Genomic DNA, 16,544 nt, shown 5'->3' with positions numbered 1-16,544 from the left:
GACCACCAGCATCCGTGCCTGCACGGACCGCTCGATGAGCAGTGGTATGACCAGTTCGAAGCTCACCTCGGTGGTGATCGGCGGCTCCTCCCCGGATGCGGCTGTCCGCGCAACCCGCGCGGCCTCGGTGACTGCGCGTTCGCCGTCCCTGCGCATCCACTCCAGGTCGGCCTCCCCCAGCGACATGCCCGGCCCGAAATCCGGTGGGTATAGCCATGGAGGTGATGATGTGCAGCGCGCAACAGTTCACTGCCGAGTGCGTGACTCGATGTCCGCCGCCCGGGCGGTGGGGACGGGATGCAGTACCGCGAGACGGCGCCGGTATTCGGTTTCGTCCAGATCGCCACTGGCGAACCGTTCGGCCAGCAACGCTTCCGGTGCCAGCCGTGTGGGGTCGGCGGGGCGGACCACCTCGGAGCGCTCAGGTCTGCGAACGGCCACGAGCGCGATGGCCACCGCAATCCACAGAGGTGCGACCAACAAGATCATGAGAACGAACATCCACCACTGCGGCTCGTTCCCGTACCAGTACATCATCGCTTGTCCTCTCCCGTCGCATGACACATCTGTTGCCACTGGCGGTCCCATAGCGCGCTACGCCGCCGCTCCAGCAGCAGGGTGGCCGCGTGCACCAGGCACCACCCGCACAGCCAGACACCCACCAGGACGAACACACCCACGCCGATCCCGGCTACGACCGCGGTGCCCGGGTGGCGCGGCCGTGCCGTGGGAGCGCCGTCGGCGTCGAGCCACAGCTCGACGCGATCACCGGTCCGCGCCCGCTCTCGCACCGGCACGATGGCGTCGCCGATGCGGCCGTCCTCGTCCCACCGCACCCGGGCCTGGTAGCGATGCGCCGCGACTTTGGCGGGCTCATCGATGACCACAGGGTGGATCAGGGTCTTCGTCGCCTTCTCGCTGCGGATTTCGGCGGAGGTGTCGACGTACGCTTCGGTGGCGAAGGCGCCCGCGATAGGAACCGCGACCAGCATCGCGACCGTGGCGAACGCGCGCACCGCCGATTCGAGGCGGTCAGATGGGCGCATCAGTTGGTTCGGGTTACATGGTTGCAGCGACCAGAGGCGGGTCAGGCTGGCCCACCACCCGTTCAGCGGAATGGTCACACTTTCGGACATCGCCTTTTCACCTCTTCCGACGGGTGAACCGTCGACTTCGAGGATCGCGCGCCCGTCGAATCATCGGCAGAGACGAAGGTCATTCATCGTGCGGGACGTCGGACTCCGGATCGCAGTCCGCATGGTAGGCCGCAACGGCGGTCGGCAGCGTTGGGAACAAGTGTCGCTCGCCGATTCTCGATGTCAGCCCGGAAGCGTCCAGGGCGAGGCGCAGGTCGTGTTTGACCTGAGCCATCGCGAAGACGATCCCCGGCCCGACAGTTCGGCTCTGAGTTGTTCCACGGCGTCCAATGCGGTCAAGTCGACCTCCACGTTGGCCTCGGCGTTGAGCACGAAACAGGCCACCGGCATGTCCCCGCGGTCGGAGGTCGAGCCCACGGCAGCCAGAGCCCTGCGGCGGAAATCCTCCGCGTCGGCGAAACACAACGGTGCGTCGTATCGGTAAATGACCAGCCCGGGAACGGGTTTCGCAGTCGGGTAGTCATCGATGTCGTGCATTCCCGCCACACCGGAGACGAAACCCAGGATCGCGTCGTGCGCGCGGGCGATGCTGCGCAGCAGATCGAAGACCACGGCGCGATCGCGACGAGCACGCCGTAGAGCACCCCCAGGCCCAGCACCGCGATCAGGGTGCCGAGCGACAGGATCAATTCGCTGCGCCGGAACCGCGCGATACGACGGAACTCGGTGAGGCTGATCAGCCGCAACGCCGCGTAGATGACCAGCGCCCCCAGCGCAGCGGTCGGGAGGGCTTCGAGGATGTCGCGTGCCGCCGATACGCCGCCCAGTGTGACGAGTGAGTACAGCTGTGTGCGAGCGCCCATGGCGTCGGCAATGGTGGTCCTGCTGCCCGAACAACTCACCGGAAATCCGTGGAGCAGCCCGGCCGTGAGATTCGTCGCGCCGAGAGCCGCGAGTTCGGTGTTCGCCTCCACCCGCTCGCCGTTCCGCGCCGCGAAAGCCCGGGCCGTCAAGACACAGTCGGAGAACCCGACCACCGCGATGCCGACCGCGGGCAGGATCAGAGCGGTCACGTCGGTCATCGTGACCGAGCTCGAACCGGGTGCCGGAATCCCAGTGGGAACCGCGCCGATCAACCGTATACCGAAATGATCCAACGAGAATGCGGTGACCACCGCGGTTGCCAGCAATACCGTGATCAACGGGCCCGGCGCGCGAGGAGCACGCCATGCCAGCAGCAGAAGCCCGGTCAGCACGGTCGCCGCGAGCCAGAAAGTCGGCCAGTGGGAATAGGCCAGGTTATCGATGAACGAACGCGATTCCGCTCCGGTCCCACCGACAGTTGGCGCGACGTCGCCAGCAAGGTGTAGACCGCCAGCGGTCCGATCGCCGCCCACAGGCCGGCCACCGGCGACAGCCCCGCGATGGTCGCATACGCCATGACCTGCGGAATCAGCTAGGCGGCCACAGTGGCACCCGCGAGCAAGTCCGGCCGTAACCATGCCCGCTGGTAACCCTTGAACTGCTTCAGTCCCGGGAGCAAACGTGCCAGCGCTGTTCCAGCATCGCCTACCTATCGCTGCGGAGCCGCCCGAGAATGCACTTGCGAGGGCGACGCCACCAGTACAGGGCGAAGGTCCCATGGCAATGGTCGCTTCGACCCTGTTCCGGACACATCCGCCGTTCTAACGTCGGAGTGCTACCCGGCACAGCGCAGAGGAGAGCTTCGTCATGCGCGCGCGAATAATCTACGAATCGATGTTCGGCAACACCGCGGCAATCGCCGATGCCATCGCCCAGGGACTGCGCGAGCATGCCGAGGTAGAAGTGGTGAACGTGGTGGCCGCCGCCGAATTGGTCACACCGACGGTACACCTGCTCGTGGTCGGCGGCCCCACCCACGCTTTCGGGCTCAGTCGTCGCCAGACACGCCGTGACGCCGCCAAGCTCACCGACGCGCCGATCGCGACCGACCTCGGAGTACGGGAATGGCTCGCCGCGGCAGTCCCGGTGTCGCCGGGCCACCGTGCGTTGGCGTTCGGCACCAAGGTCGACAAACCTCCCTGGTTGTCGGGCTCCGCCGCACGCGGTATCGGGAGACGGCTGTGCCGGTTGGGCTATTCTCTCGCCGATCAGCCGATGGACTTCCTCGTCGAAGACACGACCGGCCCCCTCGCTCCCGGCGAGCTGGACTGCGCGCGCGTCTGGGCAGGGCGGATCGCGCATACCGAACTCGATCGGATCATGCACCGCACGTGACCTGTGAGCGAGTCCGAATCCCCGCACCACAGCGTCCGCCCACCACCGGCCGGGACCAGCGTAGTCGCATGACGGCCCTGCCGCCGCGAGATCGGCTACCCGACACCCGGCCCGCTGTAAGCCAGAGCTTTCGAACTCGCCCCGGGACGTCGACATCGGACCGTCGCCCGAGTGTGTGGCCGAAGGCCCTCGGGATTCAGGACCAACGCCAGGCGTGTGCGACCGCGTCGCTTCCTACTCTTCGAGTACAGAAACAGCACTCTCCGAAGGGTCTACCACCATGTCCGCCTCTTCTCCGGACGATCCGCATCATTCGGCATCGGCTGCGGTCGTGGTCGGCATCGACGGTTCGGAAGCTTCCGACCTGGCTGTGTGCTGGGCCGCCGAGACGGCTGCCCGGCGCGGACGCAGGCTCCTGATCGTGCACGGCCTGGATATGGCGTCCACCCAGGCAGTTTTCGGCATGTACGACCTGATGATCCCCGCTGTCGCCCAGCGACTCCGGGAAGAGGGCGCCACCCGATTGGCCTGTTCGGCACGGTTGGCCCGCCGCATCGATCCGGAACTGCGCGTCGACACCGAATTGTCGCCTGCTCACCCGGCTACGCTGCTCATCGAGCGCTCCGCCTCCGCGCACCTCGTGGTGCTCGGCGCCGGGCGAGGCGGCGAACTCGCCCATATCGGCTCGACACTGCTCGCGGTGACCGCACACGGCCACGGCGGCATCGTGGTCGTGGACGACACCAGCAGTGAGCAACGCACCCGCACCGATGGTCCCGTCGTCGTCGGCGTGGACGGCAGCCCCGCCGCCGAAGCCGCGGTCGGCGCTGCCTTCGCCGAGGCCGACCTGCGCGGGACTTCGCTGGTCGCGGTTCATGTAGCCACCGACTTCGCCGTCCATTCCGGTGCCACCGAGTGCCTTCCGTCTCGCGAGCTGGAAACCGCCGCACAACTTCTGCTCGCCGAGCAACTCGCGGGTTGGCAGGAGAAATATCCGGCGGTCGAGGTCACTCGCGAGGTCACCATCGCCCGGCCACGCGACCTGCTCACCGCATGGTCGAAGTCCGCGCAATTGCTCGTTGTCGGCAGCCGGGGGCGCGGCGGAGTCCGCAGCCTACTGCTGGGCTCGGTCAGCAATTTCCTCGTCCAACATGCCCACTGCCCGGTCATGGTCGCCCACCAGGGCTAGAGAAAGCGAAAAACATGTCTGCCCAGATCAATCCCCCCGTCCTCGTCGGCGTCGACGGGTCGGACTCCGCGCTCGCCGCTGTGCGCTTCGCCGCAGCCGCCGCGGCCCACCGCCACGCACCACTGCACATCATCGACTCGATTCCCGTGCCTGCCGATTTCGGACCGGGCGTCGCACTGGAGCAAATCGACTACGACAGTTACCGCGCGCGGGCAACCGCGGCGCTGGAGGCCGCGCGGGAAGCCGCCACGACAGCGGCCGCTCCGATCGGCGGAATCGAGATCAGCACCGAGCTGGCCGAAGCGCCTCCGATCCCGGTCTTGCGGGACCGATCGAAGTCCGCGCGGTTGCTCGTGGTCGGCGCCCATGGCCTGGGCGCCTTCAGCCGCAGCATCCTGGGTTCGGTGAGCACGGCACTGGCCCGGCACGCCGCATGCCCGGTCGCCGTGGTTCCCGCCGACTGCGAGCATGCGGACGGGCCGGTGGTGGTGGGCGTCGACGGCTCGTCGTGCAGTGCCCGTGCCGTCGAGATCGCCTTCGACGAGGCCGCCCATCGCGGCGTCGAACTGGTCGCGGTGCACACCTGGTCGGAGTTCTTCCGCTACGACTCGCGTGCGGAGATGCAACGGGAAGCGGAGGCGTTGCTCGCCGAGAGTCTGGCCGGGTACGGCGAGAGCTATCCGGAGGTGCCGGTGCGGCGAGTGGTGATCGAAGACCGTCCCGCCAGACGGCTGCTCGAGGTGGGCGCGAACGCGCGGCTGATCGTCGTGGGCAGTCACGGCCGCGGCGGCTTCGCCGGAATGACCCTCGGTTCGGTAAGTCAGGCGGTGCTGCACGGGGCCACGGTGCCCGTCATCATCGCCAGGTCGCAGAGCTGACCGCAGCGATCCACGCGGACCGGGTCATTTCGGGGCCGTTTGGAATCGAGTTCACCAGCCGGACCGTGTCGCCGGCGCCAGGCGTGCGGTCCGGTCCCGGCAGGCAATGCGCGCCGAGCGAGGCGGGCCTAACACCATCACGAAGCCGAGGGATCCAGGGGCTGAACCACTTCGTCGAGTGGGCGGCGCGGAGTGGCCGGGACCGGATCGGCACTCGGGATCGCGTATCCGATACGGATGACGATCTGCGGATAGCCGGTATCGTCCAAGACGTTGGAGCGGATGCGTTTCCTGGTGTCGGTCAATTCCATCGGCTCGGTCAGCGGACACGTGGCCAAACCGAGGGTCGTGGCGGTCAACAGCACGGCGCTCGCGGCCTCACCGGCCCGCAGCCGGGACAGTCGGTCGTCACTGCTGGTGCTCAACAGCATCATTCGGTCCGCGGCGTCGACATCACGCACCACCGCTTCCGGCAATCCCGGATTCGAGAACGGACGCACCGTCGGATCGGTATCGGTCAACACCGCGTTACGCGCCGGGACCCCCTGCGATGCCGCGTGCCTGCCGCTCCACTGCGCGAGTTCGGCGCCGTAGGCGAGGTCACGGGCATGCTCCCACGCCGCCTGCTCGAACGCTCGCAGCAAACGGGTCCGCGCCGGTTCGGCGTCGACATCACGCACGAGCACTCCTGTCGCCTCTCCGGCCGCCACGATGGCCTCGATGTGAGCGGCCGGCACCTCCCAGGAACTGAACCGGCGACGGTCGGTGCCGCGCCTGCCGATCGCGCGTGCCAACTCGACATCCTCGGCTGTGAATGCGGTGGAATGGAACTCGACGGACGCGAGATGCTCGGGTGCGGCCGGGTCCGGCAGTCGGTGGATCGTCGTCTCCCATCCCTCCGCACGGGCCGCGACCCGCAGATGATGCAGCACCGCACCACAACTCAGCAGCAAGTCGCGACCATCCGGGTCGGTGTGCGGAAGCCTTCGGCTCTCGTCGGCATACAGATGCACGGTCTCGCGCCCGATCCGCCACAGCCACGGCTGGCTGTTGTGCACCGACGGCGCTCGCACCGCCAGCGCCAGCACGGCTCGAAGGGTCTCGGTGTCGGGATGTGTCTTCGGCATGATGCGCCTCTCAGCGGGATCAGTCCGGCAGGCCCAGGACCTGACCGGCGGTGGCGCCACCATCGAGCACGAACTCCGAGCCGGTCGAGTAGGTGGCCTCGGTGACCAGGAAACGCACCATCGCCGCGACCTCCTCCGGCTCACCGAAACGGGCCAGCGGCTGACTCGCGGCGACGGATTCGTCCATGGCCGCGGTCATCGGCGTGTGAATAGGACCCGGATGTATCGAACACACCCGCACGTTCGCGGGCCCCAGCTCGAGGGCGGCCGCCTTCGTCAGGCCTCGCAACCCCCATTTGCTCGCCACATAGGCACCGATACCCGCGTACCCGATGAGGCCGGCGGTGGAGGAGATGTTGATGATCACCCCGCCGCCCGCGGCCCGCAGCCGCGGCGCCGCCAGATGCATGCCCAGCCAGGCGCCATAGAGGTTGACATCGATGACATGCCGGAACATCGCCGGAGATTCCGACTCGATGTCCCCGAAGTCGACGATGCCGGCATTGTTGACCAACACCGCCAGCGGACCGAACTCCGCCTCGGCGTCATCGAGCACCGAGTGCCATCGAGTCTCGTCGGTCACATCCAGTCGGCGGAACACCGCGCCCGATCCGAGCGACTCGGCCAACGTGGCACCCTCGTCTTCGAGCAGATCGCCGACAACGACGGAGATGTTCTCCTTCGCGAGAGCTGCCACGACGGCAGCGCCGATACCACGCGCACCGCCGGTGACCACCGCGCTTCTCCCTTCGAGTTCGGCCATGACAATCAATCACCCTTTCAGCTGGCGTGCCCGCTCCCTTTGTCATCAGCATTGCGCGAACCAGCGGCACGCGTGACGGCCGAAGGTCACCGAACAGCGGGTATTCCGGCCACACCGGCCCCGGAAGCGTCGCCGGGAAGGGAGACTGGTCCGCACGGAAACGCTCTTGCTGCGTAACCTCGACGCAAAACCCTTTTACCGGATTGGACAAGCGATGATCACGGTGTTCCTGGTCGACGATCACGAGATCGTCCGCCGCGGCTTGGCTGATCTACTCTCCGCGGATCCGGAGTTGTCGGTCATCGGCGAGGCGGGCGACGTCGCCCAAGCCCTCGCTCGCATCCCAGCACTCCGACCGGACGTCGCCGTGCTCGACGTGCGCCTGCCCGACGGCAACGGCATCGAACTGTGCCGCGACCTGCTTTCGAAGCTCGATGGCCTGCGCTGCTTGATCCTCACCTCGTTCACCGACGAACAAGCCATGCTCGACGCCATACTGGCGGGGGCCAGCGGTTATGTGGTCAAGGACATCAAGGGCATGGAGCTGGCCAAGGCCATCAAAGAAGTCGGCGCGGGTCGCTCCCTGCTGGACAACCGCGCCGCCGCGGCTCTGATGCAACGGCTGCGGATGAATACCCAGCAGGATGGGCCTCTGGCCGGGCTCACAGACCAGGAGCGCAAGCTCCTCGATCTTCTCGGTGAAGGACTGACCAACCGGCAGATCGCCGAACGCATGTTCCTGGCCGAGAAGACGGTCAAGAACTATGTCTCCCGATTGCTGGCCAAACTCGGTCTCGAACGGCGTACCCAGGCGGCCGTCTACGTGTCGAAGCTCCGATCACAGCGGTCCGGGCCTGACGCAGGCTACTGAGCCTCGTCCACTGAAACATCCTGCGGAAATCCGAGATTCGCTGCGCAGATCACCGCGCCGCAGCCGCGACTCTCCCTCCGAAGCGCTAGACGTTCACCCCGCGCAGACAGGTGAGCTACTGTTGCGGTATGGCCGTCTGCCCTGGACAGATCGGTAGCTGGAGCAGCCGCGATGACCGATGACACGGATGACACGCCATCCGGCGCCTATGCGGTGCGGGACACGTTGTCCCAATTGCGGCTGCGTGAGTTGCTGGGCGAGGTCAAGGATCGCATCGAGCAGATCATCGACGCCCGCGACCGGATGGACGGCCTGATCGAGGCCATGCTGACCGTCACCTCCGGCCTGGACCTGGATCGCACTCTGCGCACGATCGTGCACACCACGATCTCCCTGGTCGACGCCCGCTATGGCGCGCTCGGGGTCCGTGGCCACGAGCAGCAACTGACCCAGTTCATCTACGAGGGCATCGATGAACCGACCCGCGAACTGATCGGAGATCTCCCCCAGGGCCACGGGGTGCTCGGCCTGCTGTTCGGCCAACCCACACCGATCCGGCTGGACAACCTCGCCGAGCATCCCTCCTCGGTCGGATTCCCCGCCCACCACCCGCCGATGCGCACCTTCCTCGGCGTGCCCGTCCGCATCCGCGACGAAGTCTTCGGCAACCTCTACCTCACCGAGAAAGCGGGCGGTCAGCCGTTCACCGAAGACGACGAGGTCATCGTGCGGGCCCTCGCCGCCGCGGCCGGTATCGCCATCGACAACGCCCACCTCTACGAATCCGCCCGCACCCGGCAGGCCTGGATCGAAGCCACCCGCGACATCACCACCGAATTCCTCGCCGGAACCGACTCCGATCAGATCCTGGCGCACCTGGTGGATCACACCTGCCGGCTCACCGGCTCCGAGCGCGCCTTCCTCGCGGTCGTGCCGGACCCCGACACCGCACCCGAGGAGATCACCGAACTGCCGATCACCCACGCCGCGGGCATCCACGACAGTCGACCGCCTGCCACGTTGCCCTCCGGCGACACCACCATCACCACCGCCCTCCAGGCACACGCGCCCCAACGACTCGCCGACGCGCGCCGCGCCGATCTCGGCAAAATCTTCCCCGATGCCGGACCCACCCTGGTGTTGCCCATGCAAACTTCCGACTCGACCGTCGGGGTGCTGGTAGCGTTGCGCGCGGCGGATTCGGCGCCCTATGGCGACGAGATTCTCGCATTGACCGCCGCATTCACCAGCCAAGCCGCGTTAGCGATGCGGTTGGCCGACGCCCAGCGGCGCGTGCGGGAGCTGGACATCCTCTCCGACCGCGACCGCATCGCCCGCGATCTGCACGACCACGTCATCCAGCGACTGTTCGCCGTCGGACTGAGCCTGCAGGGAACCGTGCCCCGCACCCGCGTCCCCGAAGTGCGCGAACGCGTCACCGACGCGATAAACGACCTGCAAGACGTGGTGCAAGAGATCCGGACCTCGATCTTCGACCTGCACGGCGGCGACGGCCACAGCGCGCGGGTGCGCCAGCGCATCGAGGAAGCGATCCGGCAGCAAACCGCTCCCAGCGACATCCGAACCACCGTGCGCATCACCGGCCCCCTCTCGGTAATCGACCCGGAGCTGGCCGATCACGCCGAAGCCGTCGTCCGCGAAGGGGTCAGCAACGCCATGCGGCACTCCGGCGCCGACTCGGTCGCCATCGAGATCACCGTGGCCGACGACCTGACCGTCGTCATCGAGGACGACGGACGCGGGATCCCGGAAAACGTTATGACGAGCGGTTTACGGAATCTGGCCGAGCGTGCCGAACAGGCGGCCGGATCTTTCACCGTCGGAGCCGGTACGGGCCCCGAAACAAAACCAGGCGCCCGATTGTGCTGGACGGTGCCTCTGCGCTGAACCGCACACCGGACATCGCGGACCGAACGTGTTCACCGGATACTGGAACAACCCCGCCACGCGCGATTTCCGCACCCTCGACAACGACGGATACCTCACCATCATCGGACGCCGGACGGAAGGTCGCCGCGACGCAAAACGCCGCCGGGCTGCTGTCATTCCGCCTCCTCATAGGGGCCCAATGGCCCTCAACTCTCGTCGAATTGCGATCGATACTCATGAGAAGCCGGAGCAGCGGCTGTTTCGGATCAGAAGTACGGAGGCCAATACATGAAGCTCGCAGATGTTCTCGCCACGGCGAAGGACTCCATGACGGTCACGCGCGTGTATGCGGAGCCGGTGGAACGCGATGGGCTCACGGTGATCGCTGCCGCCGCGATCTCGGGTGGCGGTGGCTCGGGAGAAGGTACCGACAAATCGGGACAGGAGGGTTCCGGTGGCGGTTTCGGTGTAGGCGCCAAACCGGTCGGGGCCCTTGTCGTGAAGGATGGCCAAGTGCGTTGGCTGACGGCCATCGACATCAACCGGCTGATCACGGTGGTGGGGGTGGTAGCCGTGACCGCGCTCATCGTCGGCGCCCGCATCGCGAAACTGCAGGCCCGCTAGGCATCTCGACAGGAACGTTTTCCGTCGACCTCGATCGCGGTCGCAGGGCAGATGACCGGGCCTCGATCACGGTGCCGGACCGCACAGTTCGCGGATGGCGGTCGAACTCGGGTGTCGGAGGTCCCGTCAGCGCCCTGCTGGGACGGCCGGGTTCGATGATTGCCGCAGCGGGAACGGATGTCTCGATCGTGGGAGAATGCGGTCCATGGAGGGCCAGCGGTATACGCCCAGATCGAACGGCCGGGCTTCGGTGACGGAGACTTTGTCGCAGTTGCGGCTTCGTGAACTGCTGATCGAGGTGCAGGACCGGATCGCGCAGATCGTCGATGTCCGCGACCGCATGGACCGGCTCATCGAAGCCATGCTGGTGGTGACCGCCGGGCTCGACCTCGACAACACCTTGCGGACCATCGTGCACACCGCCATCGAACTCGTCGACGCCGGGTACGGCGCCCTCGGTGTCCGCGAAACCGATGAAGCCAGCAATCAGCTGGCCGAGTTCGTCTACGAAGGGATCGATGACCGCACCCGCGTCATGATCGGCGACCTCCCCCGTGGGCACGGCGTACTCGGATTGCTCATCGAAGAACCCAAGCCGCTACGACTGACCAGAATCGCCGACCACCCCGCCTCGGTGGGTTTTCCCACTCACCACCCGCCCATGCACACCTTCCTCGGTGTCCCGGTCAAAGTCCGCGAGGAAGTCTTCGGCAATCTTTACTTGACCGAAAAGGCAGATGGGCAAGAGTTCACCGATGACGACGAGGTAGTGGTTCAAGCGTTGGCCGCCGCGGCAGGCATCGCCATCGAGAACGCTCGTCTCTACGAACAGTCCCGAATCCGGCAACAATGGCTCGAAGCTATTCGCGACGTATCGACCGAGCTCCTGGCCGGGGGCGAACCGGAGGAAGTCCTGCAACTCGTCGCCGAACGCGCACTGACACTGACCGACTCCGCGATCACCTTCCTCGCTTTGCCCGAGGACCCGGACATTCCCCACGACGAAGTGACCGAACTTTTGGTCACCGCCGCCGCCGGGCCGAGCTCGGAAGCGATGAACGGGTTGTTCGTGGGTGTCGAGGGTTCGCATGCGGGCAACGCGTTCCGGACAGGACAGCCCGTCTCCGTCGATGAACTGCGCGATGAGACGTTCGCCGAGATGGTGCCCGAGACCGGACCCGTGTTGATCATCCCGCTGCGTGCGCGTGGCTCGGTGATCGGCGTCCTGGGCTCTCTGCGGCCGGCAGGAGCGGCACCGTTGGATACCGCCACCCAGGCCATGATGGCGGCCTTCGCCGACCAGGCGGCCGTGGCACTGCAATTGGCCGACACCCAGCGCCGGATGCGTGAACTCGACGTCCTCTCCGACCGCGACCGCATCGCCCGCGGCCTGCACGACCATGTGATCCAGCGATTGTTCGCGGTGGGTCTGTCCCTGCAGGGCACAGCGCAGCGGGCACGTGCTCCCGAGGTCAAGTCCCGGCTGACAGACACCATCGATGACGTGCAAAGCATCGTTCAGGACATCCGCCACTCGATCTTCGACCTGCAGAGCAACACGACGGCGGACTCGTCGAAGTACCGGAAATACCTGCACGGCATCGTTGTCGACATGACCGCTGAGACCGGCCTGCGAACCACCATCCGGCTCGCCGGACCAGTCACCGTGCTGACACCACCACTGTCCGACGACGTCGAAGCAGTGCTGCGGGAAGCGGTGAGCAACGTGGTGCGGCATGCGGCCGCGAGCACCGTGGCGGTCGAATTGCAGGTCAACGACGACGTCACGATCGAAGTGACCGACGACGGCGCGGGCATTCCGGAAGACATTGCCCGCCGCAGCGGACTGGCGAACCTGGCGACGCGGGCCCAGAACGCCGGCGGAAGCTTCAGCCTCGCGAACCGGCCCGAAGGCGGCACCGTGCTGCGCTGGGTAGCTCCGCTGCCGTAACGGCCACCAGGCGACTGACCGCTCCCTCGGACTACGGGCTGCCCGCATACGCAGACTCCCCGGGGAGTCACCCGTCCGCGCTCGGCCCGGCGCTCTGGTGTCCCCAGGTAGCGGAGTCGAGCGCTGTACCCATCCCAGCGTTCGATGGTAGTCATCGATTCCGGCACAAGGGCAGGGGCCTGAAGCCATAGTTACAGGACTTATTCCCCTACACCTGTCCTGGCGAACAACCGAAAGTGGATGTACCACTCATCCTATAGAGGAGCCGTCATGGACTGGCCTACCGCCGCCGTCATCATCGCCATCGCGTTCGCGGTGATGGTGATCGTATCCACCTACATTTCGACCAAAAAATCGTAGTAGTCGCGTTCGCTCCAGCCGCGACACGACATCGAAGCCGGTCTCGCGTCAGGGGACCAATGACGGACCAGGGCGGGCACTTCGGCCGTAGCGGCCGGCGCCGGAGGCGAACGACCCTGAGACGAAGACGCTCGAATTGGGAAAAGGAATGGGAGCCGACCTATGGGCGACTACGTGGCGGGATTCGAGGAATTGCGTCTGGCGGATGCGGACCGCGCCGGCGGCAAGGGCGCGAACCTGGGCGAACTGGTGGCGGCGAAGCTCCCGGTCCCCCCGGGATTCGTGATCCTGCGTGCCTGCTATGAGCAGGTGATAGCCGCCGGCCCCAACGGTCCGCAGTTGGATCGGCTACACGACCAGGCGCTTCATGCGGCCGCCGACAACACGCGGGTGACCGAATTGTGCGATCGGATGCGCAGCCTGGTCCATGAAGCCCGGCTGGACAACGGGGTCCGCGCCGCGATCCTGAACGCCTATCACGCACTCGGCGACCAAGTGCCGGTGGCCGTACGCTCCTCCGCGATCGGAGAGGACAGCGCCACCTCGTCGTTCGCCGGCATGAATATCTCCCGCACCAATGTGCACGGTGACGAGAAACTGCTCGAGACCATCATCGACTGCTGGGCGTCGCTGTTCACACCTCGAGTGGTGACTTATCGCGCACGGCGCGGCATGCACGGCCATCCAGTGATGGCCGTCGTGGTCCAGCGCATGGTCACCTCCCGAAGCGCGGGTGTCGCGTTCACCGCCGACCCCGCGACCGGGCGCCGAGATCGGATCGTGATCGACGCCGCGCGTGGCCAAGGAGAGGTGGTCGTGTCCGGCAGCACCGAGCCCGACACCTACCTGTTCGACGCCGCCGGCCCCACACTGCTGGAAACACACACGGGTAAACAAGGTTTCGCGATCGTGGCCGGCCCGGACGGCGACCGGAAAGTCGCACTACCCGCCGACGCTGCCGGAACTGCGGTGCTCGACGAGAAGCAGGCGACGGCGGTGGCCCGGCTCGCGCTGGCCGTACAACAACACCACGGCGGCAAACCCCAGGACGTCGAATGGACCTTCGACGACGAGAATCTATGGCTGGTGCAAGCCCGCCCGATCACCGTGCTGGCCGATCAGCCCGCCGATCAGCCCGCGGCGGTCACCAGGCCGCAGGCGGTGCTGGTGCGCGGCCTGGCCGCCGCGCCCGGCCTGGCGACCGGGGCGGTGCGTGTCCTCTCCTCCCCCACTGAAGGGCACACTCTGCGCGACGGTGAGATCCTGGTGGCTCCCATGACCAACCCGGACTGGCTGCCCACCATCACTCGGGCCGCCGCCGTCGTCACCGACAGCGGCGGCATGACCTGCCATGCCGCAATAGTTGCCCGCGAACTCGGCGTACCCTGCGTGGTCGGTGCACGCACCGCGACTACCGCACTCACCGACGGCGCTGTCGTCACCGTTGACGGATCGACGGGCGAAGTCCGCGCGGGAGGTCCGGAAGCACCCGCGATTCGGCTTCCCGCCGCTGCGCGAACCGTCGACGCGAACGTACCGACCGGGACTCATGTCTACGTCAATCTCGCCATTCCCGAGGCCGCCGAGCGCGTCGCGAAAACAGATGTCGACGGCGTGGGCCTGCTGCGCGCGGAAACCCTCCTGACCCAGGCGCTGGATGGCAGACATCCGCGCGATCTGATCGCGCGCGGCGAGGAGAACCGCTTCATCGAGAAGATGACAGACTCCCTGCTGCGCATCACCAGCGCCTTCGCGCCACGCCCGGTGATCTACCGTGCGACCGACCTGCGCAGCAACGAGTTCCGCGCCCTTGTCGGAGGCGCCGAATACGAGCCGGTGGAACACAATCCGATGATCGGCTACCGTGGCTGCTACCGCTATGTCCGCGAACCCGAGGTCTTCGCCCTCGAGCTGACCGCTCTGGCCCGCGTACGCGAACGAACCCCGAATCTGCATTTGATGATTCCGTTCGTGCGTACCCGCTGGGAGCTGGAGGCCTGTCTGCATATCATCGATGGCAGCCCGCTGGGTCGGCAACGCGGCCTGCACCGGTGGGTGATGGCCGAGGTACCGTCGGTTGTCCATTGGCTTCCCGAATACGTCGGCCTCGGCATCGACGGCGTCTCCATCGGCAGCAACGATCTCACCCAGCTGATGCTCGGTGTCGACCGCGACTCCGAACACTGCGCGGAACTCTTCGACGAATCCGACCCCGCCGTATTGGACGCCATCACCCGCATCATCGGCACCGCCCGCCGCCTCGGCATCACCTCGTCTTTATGCGGCCAAGCCCCCTCCAACCATCCGGAGTTCGCCGAACACCTCGTCCGATCGGGTATCACCTCCATCTCGGTCACACCCGACGCAGCTCCTGCCGCTCGGCGCGCTGTCGCCGCCGCTGAACGCCGACTGATCCTCGAGCACGCCCTCGCCGACCGCTGACACACAGCCCGCCACACTCCCGATCACTGATCCCACGCCGTTGGTGGGTCTCGAAAGGGTGCGAGCAGTCGGATCAATAGTCACCCGCATGGGTCACGCCGGAACCGAAGGCGGAGCGGGACGCCGTCGCAAACCGGACGCTGGCGGAGCCGGCCCCGAATCACTCACCTCCGGAGAAAACGATGAACGAAAGACCACAGGTACGACGCGAGTTCGAAGACACCCACGGCCCAGTGGTCTGGCCTGATCCTAGTCCGCTGAGTTCCTGGTGGGTGGCGGTGATGAGCGGTGACGACGTCGCCGTAGCGCGTTCCTCGGGCCATGCCCGCTGAGTCTGGATCCTCCGGTGTCACGGCACTCTGCACACCCTCGCACGGGATTCCCCCGCGAGAAGTCGCTGCGGGCCTTCGACTTCGACGCCAACCCGCACATCGACGCCGTCATAATGCACACCCTCGCCAAATGCGAATGGATCAAGAAAGGGTTGCCGCTCTGGCCGCCACCGGCAACAGAACGAGCCAACAATCCGACCTCCAGTTGCCGAGCGACCGACACGTCGACCTCGGTCACTTCAGGCTGGTCACCATGGGCCGATCGTTCCATTGGATGGACCGCGCACAAGTCCTCACTGCCCTCAACGAGATGGTCGATGACGATGGCAGCCGGGTCATCGCCAACGACAGCTGCCTGGGGCGGCCGACCACGACATGGCAGCACACCATCGACGACCTCCAACGCCGATTCCTTCCACCGGACCGACAGCACGGGCCGACACCCACAGCCGATGCACGCCAAACGCATGAGCAGGTACTGGCCGACTCGCCCTTCCGACACGTGAATCGGCAGGTCTACGAATTCCTACGGCCATGGACCATCGAACAGGCCATCGGGTGTCTCTACTCGACATCCCTGCCACTTCGCCGCCTGCTCGGCGGCCAGCGGACCGCCTTCGAGGACGCAGTCACCAACACACTGCTAGCCATCGATGCCACCGGACACTTCGCCGAACCCGTCGTCCTGGAAGTCCTGACGGATACCAAGAACTAGAGCCCCAGCGCCGTCGATATTCGCGAACAAGTCAGGCCCCTACTGC

Annotated in this window: 13 protein-coding genes and 1 pseudogene; 9 read left to right on the top strand and 5 right to left on the bottom strand. The window is 66.5% G+C overall.

Translation table 11 applies throughout. The annotated features are described in order from the left end of the window. Positions 1–246 precede the first annotated feature (246 nt). The 3 genes and pseudogenes from LTT66_RS32135 to LTT66_RS32125 form a co-directional block, all read right to left on the bottom strand. Positions 247–537, bottom strand: coding sequence for an SHOCT domain-containing protein (locus tag LTT66_RS32135; RefSeq protein ID WP_233062276.1), 291 nt, complete (start codon positions 535–537; stop codon positions 247–249). After that, the gene (locus LTT66_RS32130) at positions 534–1,136 is read right to left on the bottom strand and encodes an Rv1733c family protein (RefSeq protein ID WP_233062275.1); all 603 of its coding nucleotides are present in this window, start codon (positions 1,134–1,136) and stop codon (positions 534–536) included. The genes LTT66_RS32135 and LTT66_RS32130 overlap by 4 nt, the downstream gene beginning before the upstream one ends. Positions 1,137–1,215: 79 nt before the next feature. After that, a pseudogene (locus tag LTT66_RS32125) lies at positions 1,216–2,649 on the bottom strand (SulP family inorganic anion transporter). Between the two features lie 179 nt (positions 2,650–2,828). Between LTT66_RS32125 and LTT66_RS32120 the strand changes: the two are divergent. From LTT66_RS32120 to LTT66_RS32110, 3 genes are all read left to right on the top strand, one after another. Beyond that, a complete protein-coding gene (locus tag LTT66_RS32120) occupies positions 2,829–3,356 on the top strand; it encodes a flavodoxin domain-containing protein (RefSeq protein WP_233062274.1) in 528 nt (175 codons plus the stop codon). Positions 3,357–3,636: 280 nt separating this feature from the next. Then, a complete protein-coding gene (locus LTT66_RS32115) occupies positions 3,637–4,545 on the top strand; it encodes a universal stress protein (RefSeq protein ID WP_233062273.1) in 909 nt (302 codons plus the stop codon). Between the two features lie 14 nt (positions 4,546–4,559). Next, a complete protein-coding gene (locus tag LTT66_RS32110; protein ID WP_233062272.1) occupies positions 4,560–5,423 on the top strand; it encodes a universal stress protein in 864 nt (287 codons plus the stop codon). 137 nt (positions 5,424–5,560) lie between these two features. On the opposite strand, the gene LTT66_RS32105 is transcribed toward LTT66_RS32110, so the two are convergent. Then, a complete protein-coding gene (locus LTT66_RS32105) occupies positions 5,561–6,550 on the bottom strand; it encodes an Acg family FMN-binding oxidoreductase (protein WP_233062271.1) in 990 nt (329 codons plus the stop codon). A gap of 19 nt (positions 6,551–6,569) precedes the next feature. Continuing rightward, a complete protein-coding gene (locus LTT66_RS32100) occupies positions 6,570–7,313 on the bottom strand; it encodes an SDR family NAD(P)-dependent oxidoreductase (RefSeq protein WP_233062270.1) in 744 nt (247 codons plus the stop codon). A gap of 214 nt (positions 7,314–7,527) precedes the next feature. Here LTT66_RS32100 and LTT66_RS32095 point away from each other — a divergent pair, with 214 nt between their 5' ends. The 6 genes from LTT66_RS32095 to LTT66_RS32070 all read left to right on the top strand — a co-directional run bounded on the left by LTT66_RS32095 (position 7,528) and on the right by LTT66_RS32070 (position 16,498). Continuing rightward, complete coding sequence (locus tag LTT66_RS32095) at positions 7,528–8,184, top strand: response regulator (RefSeq protein WP_233069469.1); 657 nt, start codon at positions 7,528–7,530, stop codon at positions 8,182–8,184. A gap of 171 nt (positions 8,185–8,355) precedes the next feature. Continuing rightward, positions 8,356–10,092: a GAF domain-containing sensor histidine kinase gene (locus tag LTT66_RS32090; RefSeq protein ID WP_233062269.1), complete on the top strand. Its 1,737-nt coding sequence runs from the start codon at positions 8,356–8,358 to the stop codon at positions 10,090–10,092. A 309-nt stretch (positions 10,093–10,401) separates the two neighbouring features. Next, positions 10,402–10,698 (top strand): spore germination protein GerW family protein, encoded by a 297-nt coding sequence (locus tag LTT66_RS32085; RefSeq protein ID WP_332909651.1) that lies wholly within the window; start codon positions 10,402–10,404, stop codon positions 10,696–10,698. 205 nt (positions 10,699–10,903) lie between these two features. Beyond that, positions 10,904–12,649 (top strand): GAF domain-containing sensor histidine kinase, encoded by a 1,746-nt coding sequence (locus tag LTT66_RS32080; RefSeq protein WP_233062267.1) that lies wholly within the window; start codon positions 10,904–10,906, stop codon positions 12,647–12,649. 522 nt (positions 12,650–13,171) lie between these two features. Beyond that, positions 13,172–15,451: a phosphoenolpyruvate synthase gene (gene ppsA / locus LTT66_RS32075; RefSeq protein WP_233062266.1), complete on the top strand. Its 2,280-nt coding sequence runs from the start codon at positions 13,172–13,174 to the stop codon at positions 15,449–15,451. A 606-nt stretch (positions 15,452–16,057) separates the two neighbouring features. Next, entirely contained in the window at positions 16,058–16,498 is a 441-nt protein-coding gene (locus LTT66_RS32070) for a PHD finger domain-containing protein (RefSeq protein ID WP_233062265.1), read from the top strand. Positions 16,499–16,544 lie beyond the last annotated feature (46 nt).

This window comes from Nocardia gipuzkoensis (genome assembly GCF_021183645.1).
Lineage (GTDB): Bacteria > Actinomycetota > Actinomycetes > Mycobacteriales > Mycobacteriaceae > Nocardia > Nocardia abscessus.
Note: the sequence above shows the minus strand (reverse complement) of the source record. Positions and strands in the feature narration are given on the sequence as shown.

Coding starts and splice junctions, on each gene's coding strand:
- LTT66_RS32135 (WP_233062276.1), bottom strand. CDS start 537: ATGATGTACTGGTACGGGAACGAGCCGCAGTGGTGGATGTTCGTTCTC.
- LTT66_RS32130 (WP_233062275.1), bottom strand. CDS start 1,136: ATGTCCGAAAGTGTGACCATTCCGCTGAACGGGTGGTGGGCCAGCCTG.
- LTT66_RS32120 (WP_233062274.1), top strand. CDS start 2,829: ATGCGCGCGCGAATAATCTACGAATCGATGTTCGGCAACACCGCGGCA.
- LTT66_RS32115 (WP_233062273.1), top strand. CDS start 3,637: ATGTCCGCCTCTTCTCCGGACGATCCGCATCATTCGGCATCGGCTGCG.
- LTT66_RS32110 (WP_233062272.1), top strand. CDS start 4,560: ATGTCTGCCCAGATCAATCCCCCCGTCCTCGTCGGCGTCGACGGGTCG.
- LTT66_RS32105 (WP_233062271.1), bottom strand. CDS start 6,550: ATGCCGAAGACACATCCCGACACCGAGACCCTTCGAGCCGTGCTGGCG.
- LTT66_RS32100 (WP_233062270.1), bottom strand. CDS start 7,313: ATGGCCGAACTCGAAGGGAGAAGCGCGGTGGTCACCGGCGGTGCGCGT.
- LTT66_RS32095 (WP_233069469.1), top strand. CDS start 7,528: ATGATCACGGTGTTCCTGGTCGACGATCACGAGATCGTCCGCCGCGGC.
- LTT66_RS32090 (WP_233062269.1), top strand. CDS start 8,356: ATGACCGATGACACGGATGACACGCCATCCGGCGCCTATGCGGTGCGG.
- LTT66_RS32085 (WP_332909651.1), top strand. CDS start 10,402: ATGACGGTCACGCGCGTGTATGCGGAGCCGGTGGAACGCGATGGGCTC.
- LTT66_RS32080 (WP_233062267.1), top strand. CDS start 10,904: ATGGAGGGCCAGCGGTATACGCCCAGATCGAACGGCCGGGCTTCGGTG.
- ppsA (WP_233062266.1), top strand. CDS start 13,172: ATGGGCGACTACGTGGCGGGATTCGAGGAATTGCGTCTGGCGGATGCG.
- LTT66_RS32070 (WP_233062265.1), top strand. CDS start 16,058: ATGGACCGCGCACAAGTCCTCACTGCCCTCAACGAGATGGTCGATGAC.